Raw genomic sequence first — 4,952 nt, forward strand, 5'->3', positions numbered from 1 at the left:
CCCCCGCACCTTCCTGGTGCGGGGGCCCTTTCGTACGTCCGGGCCGGTCAGCCGGTGTTGCGCAGGCCGGCGGCGACGCCGTTGACGGTGAGGAGGAGGGCCCGGGAGAGGATCGGGTCGGCTTCCTCGCCGCGTGCGGCGGCGGCCCGCTGGCGGGCGAGCAGGGACACCTGGAGGTAGGAGATCGGGTCCAGGTAGGCGTCGCGGACCGAGAAGGTCTGCTGGAGGACCGGGTTGGAGTCGAGGAGCTTCTCGCCGCCGGTGATGCGCAGGACCTCGCGGACGGTCAGCTCGTGCTCGGCCTCGATGCGGGCGAAGACGTGCTTGAGGTTCTCGGGCACGAGGGTGTCGACGTAGTGGCGGGCGATCCGCAGGTCGGTCTTGGCCAGCGTCATCTCGACGTTGGACAGGAAGTTGCGGAAGAAGTGCCAGCGCTCGCCCATTTCGGCGAGGGCGTCGCCCTGGCCGGCCTCGCGCAGGGCCTTGAGGCCGGAGCCGACGCCGTACCAGCCGGGGACGATCTGGCGGGACTGGGTCCAGCCGAAGACCCACGGGATGGCGCGCAGTCCGTCGAGGCCGGCGCCGGAGTCGGGGCGGCGCGAGGGGCGCGAGCCGAGGTGCAGGTCGGCGAGCTGGTCGACGGGGGTGGCGGCGAAGAAGTACGCCGGCAGGTCCGGGTCCTCGACGAGCTCGCGGTACGCGCCGTGCGCGGCGTCGGAGACGACGTCCATGGCGGCGTCCCAGCGGGCGAGGTCCTCGTCGGACTGGCGCGGGGCCGTGTGCAGGGCGGAGGCCTGGAGGGTGGCCGCGACGGTCAGCTCCAGGTTCTCGCGGGCCAGGGAGGGGACGAGGTACTTGTCGGAGATGACCTCGCCCTGCTCGGTGACCTTGATCTCGCCCTCGAGGGTGCCCCAGGGCTGCGCGAGGATCGCGTCGTGCGAGGGGCCGCCACCGCGGCCGACGGTGCCGCCGCGGCCGTGGAACAGGCGCAGGCGCACGCCGTAGCGGTGGGCGACGTCGCGGAGCCGGCGCTGGGCACGGTGGATCTCCCACTGGCTGGTGGTGATGCCGCCGAACTTGGAGGAGTCGGAGTAGCCGAGCATGACCTCCTGGACGTCGCCGCGCAGGGAGACCAGGCGCCGGTAGGAGGGGTCGGCGAGCATCTCGTCGAGGATGACGTCGGCGGCCTTGAGCTCGTCGGTGGTCTCCAGGAGCGGGACGATGCCGATCTTGGCCCAGCCGCCGTGCAGGTCGATGAGACCGGCCTCGCGGGCGAGGACGGCGGCGGCGAAGACGTCGTCGGCGCCCTGGCACATCGAGATGATGTAGGACTCGATGACCTCGGGGCCGAACTTCTCGAAGGCGTCCTTGATGGCGCCGAACACGCCGAGGGTCTTCTGGCCGGCCGCGTCGAGCGGGGCCGGGGTGGGCGCCAGCGGGCGGCGGGAGCGCAGCTCCTTGGCCAGGAGCCGGCCGCGGTAGTCGCGGGGCATGTCCGCGTAGCGCCAGGACTCCTCGCCGAGCCGGTCGAAGAGCTGGCCCAGCGCGTGGTGGTGGGCGTCCGCGTGCTCGCGTACGTCCATGGTGGCGAGCTGGAGGCCGAAGGCGGCCAGGGTGCGGATGGTGCGGTCCATGCGGCCGTCGGCGAAGAGGGCGCCGCGGTGCTCGCGCAGGGAGGTCTGGATGAGGGTGAGGTCGGTGAGGAGCTCGGCGGTGCCGAGGTAGTCGCGGCCTTCCTCGTGCGGGGTGCCCTTGGCGAGGCGCTCGCGGGTGTTGAGGAGCTTCTGGCGGACGCAGGTGGCCTTGAGGCGGTACGGCTCCTCCGCGTTCAGCCGCTTGTAGCGGGGGCTGATCTCGGGGAGGCGCTCCAGGTCGGCCTGGAGGGAGGTGAGGAGTTCCTCGGTGGCCCCGGTGTAGCGGATGGAGTTCGACAGCAGCCCGCGCAGGAAGTCGATGAGCTCGAGGGCGTCGGTGATGCCGTGCTCGTGCTGGAGGATCAGCACGTCGCGGGTGACCTCGGGCGTGACGTTGGGGTTGCCGTCGCGGTCGCCGCCGATCCAGGTCCCGAAGGTGAGGGGGCGGGTCCCGGCGGGGATCTCGATGCCGACGCGCTGGAGCTCGGCCGCGAGGTCCTCGAGTACGTCGCCCACCGCGCCGGCGTGCAGCTCGTCGAGGTAGTAGATGGCGTTGCGGGCCTCGTCGGCGGGCTCGGGACGCACGACGCGCAGCTCGTCCGTCTGCCAGACGAGGTCGATGTTCTCCGCGAGGCGCAGGTCGTGGCGGCGGCGCTCCCCGGCGCCCGCGACGGGCTCCTCCAGCAGAGCGGCGATGCGGCGCAGCTTGTTCAGGACGCTGCGGCGGGCCGCTTCGGTCGGGTGCGCGGTGAAGACGGGGCGGACGTTGAGGTTCTTGACCGTCTCGCGCAGGTGCTCCGGGTCCGCGTCCTTGAGCATGTCGGCGGTACGGGCCAGGAGGCCGCCCTCGGCGGCGCGGTGGGCGCGCAGCTCCTTGCCGCGGTGCACCTGCTCGGTGACGTTGGCGAGGTGGAAGTAGGTGGAGAAGGCGCGCACGAGCTTGGCGGCGGTCTCCAGGTCGGTGTCGCCGAGCAGCTCGGCGGCCGCGATGCCGTCGGTGCGGGTGAGGGCTCGAACGCGTTCGACCAGGTCGAGGAGGTCCTGGCCCTCCTGACGTACGAGGGTCTCGCCGAGGAGGTCGCCGAGGCGGCGGATGTCCGCGCGCAGCTCGGCGTTGGCGGCGGCGACGGCGGTGGTCGCGGCGTCGGCGTTGGTCGAGTGGGCCTGGTCGGCACTGCTCACAGGTGCGGCTCCTTGCAGTGTTTCGAGCGCTACTGGGAGGTGGGCTCCGGTTTGCGCGCGCGGGAGAGGGGCCTCTCCGGACCGTCCCCGGCCATGGCCGGGGGGTGCCCGGGGGAGGGATTCCCGCAGGTGCGCAGCTCGGGCTGCCCGTGCGGACCGCGCTGTCCGACGAGACCAGGATAGGCGGCCCGTCCTCGTGCCCCGGTCCGTGTGTCACCAGGCGGGACGGCCGTGGTGGGGGCCGCGCGGGCGGGCGGGCCGATGAGCCCGCGAGGTGGGGCCGGCAGGCCCGTGCGGGCGGGTCGCGGGACACGGTGGCGGGCGCGCTCCTCTTGCCGCGTGCGGGACCTTTGCCATACTTACGTTGCCGTAGGTTACGCGTCCGTAGGGAGCGTGGCCGGGCGGCGCGCCTGCCGACACCCTCACCCTCAGGGGACACCTATGACCATCAGTCCCGACGTGCTCGAGGACGCCTCGGCGCCCTCCGGCGCGTCCGTGCCGTCCGCGACACTGGGCGGTGAGAGCAAGCGGTCCGTGGAGCAGATCGCGCTGCTGCTGTTCATCACCGTCCCCTTCCTCGCACTGCTGGCGGCGATTCCGCTCGCCTGGGGCTGGGGGGTGAGCTGGCTGGACGTGGGCCTGATGGTGTTCATGTACTTCCTGGCCTGCCACGGCATCACGATCGGTTTCCACCGCTACTTCACACACGGTTCCTTCAAGGCGAAGCGGCCGCTGCGGATCGTGCTGGCGATCATGGGGTCGATGGCGGTGGAGGGGCCGCTGGTGCGCTGGGTGGCCGATCACCGCAAGCACCACAAGTACTCCGATCACGAGGGTGACCCGCATTCGCCGTGGCGGTTCGGCGAGACGCTCCCGGCGCTGATGAAGGGGCTGTGGTGGGCGCACATCGGCTGGCTCTTCGACGAGGAGCAGACCGATCAGCAGAAGTACGCCCCGGACCTGATCAAGGATCCGGCGATCCGGCGGATCTCGCGCGACTTCATCTTCTGGACGATGTTCTCGCTGGCGCTGCCGCCGCTGGTGGGCGGTCTGGTGACGATGTCGTGGTGGGGCGCGTTCACGGCCTTCTTCTGGGGTTCGCTGGTGCGCGTCGCCCTGCTGCACCACGTGACGTGGTCGATCAACTCGATCTGCCACGCGGTGGGCAAGCGTCCCTTCAAGTCGCGCGACCGCAGCGGCAACGTGTGGTGGCTCGCGGTGCTGTCGTGCGGCGAGTCCTGGCACAACCTGCACCACGCGGACCCGACGTCGGCCCGGCACGGTGTGCTGCGCGGCCAGGTCGACTCCAGTGCCCGGCTGATCCGCTGGTTCGAACAGCTGGGGTGGGCGTCGGACGTGCGCTGGCCCTCGGAGGCCCGCATCGACGCCCGGCGCAAGGAAGAAGCGTCGAACGCGGCATGATGGGGGGCGTGGCGATCGACGGCAGCAGTTCCAGCAGCGACAAGCCCAGGCGTGGCCGCCGGGTCCGGATGACGGGCGCCGAACGGCGCCAGCAACTGCTGGACATCGGTCGCATCCTGTTCGCGGAGAAGGGCTTCGAGGGCACGTCCGTGGAGGAGATCGCGGCCAAGGCCGGGGTGTCCAAGCCGGTGGTGTACGAGCACTTCGGCGGCAAGGAGGGCCTGTACGCGGTCGTCGTCGACCGGGAGATGCGCCAGCTGCTGGACGGGGTGACGGGCGCGCTGACGGCCGGGCACCCGCGGGAGCTGCTGGAGCAGGCGGCGTTCGCGCTGCTCGACTACATCGAGAACTACACCGACGGTTTCCGGATCCTGGTCCGCGACTCCCCCGTGGCCCAGTCGACGGGCACCTTCGCCTCGCTGATCAGTGACATCGCCACGCAGGTGGAGGACATCCTGGGCCTGGAGTTCAAGGCCCGGGGCTTCGACCCGAAGCTGGCCCCGCTGTACGCGCAGGCGCTGGTGGGCATGGTGGCGCTGACCGGGCAGTGGTGGCTGGAGACGCGCCGCCCGAAGAAGGCGGAGGTGGCGGCGCACCTGGTGAACCTGGCCTGGCACGGGCTGGAGAACCTGGAGGCGAAGCCGCGGCTGGTCGGCCACCGCAAGAGCTGACGCCCCGAGGGGACGTACGACGGCGCCCCGTCACCGGAGATCC

The 4,952-nt window shown here is 71.6% G+C and carries 3 protein-coding genes; 2 read left to right on the forward strand and 1 reads right to left on the reverse strand.

Translation table 11 applies throughout. The features are described from left to right. Window positions 1-47: 47 nt before the first annotated feature. Entirely contained in the window at window positions 48-2,816 is a 2,769-nt protein-coding gene (gene ppc / locus ACWGDE_RS36085; RefSeq protein WP_453393303.1) for a phosphoenolpyruvate carboxylase, read from the reverse strand. A 441-nt stretch (window positions 2,817-3,257) separates the two neighbouring features. Between ppc and ACWGDE_RS36090 the strand changes: the two genes are divergently transcribed. Both ACWGDE_RS36090 and ACWGDE_RS36095 read left to right on the forward strand, forming a co-directional pair. Next, window positions 3,258-4,238, forward strand: a complete 981-nt coding sequence (locus ACWGDE_RS36090) for an acyl-CoA desaturase (protein WP_453393304.1) — start codon at window positions 3,258-3,260, stop codon at window positions 4,236-4,238. After that, window positions 4,235-4,909: a TetR family transcriptional regulator gene (locus tag ACWGDE_RS36095; RefSeq protein WP_374104435.1), complete on the forward strand. Its 675-nt coding sequence runs from the start codon at window positions 4,235-4,237 to the stop codon at window positions 4,907-4,909. Before ACWGDE_RS36090 ends, ACWGDE_RS36095 begins: the two co-directional genes overlap by 4 nt. Window positions 4,910-4,952: the final 43 nt, after the last annotated feature.

It is taken from the genome of Streptomyces sp. NPDC054956 (genome assembly GCF_053609185.1).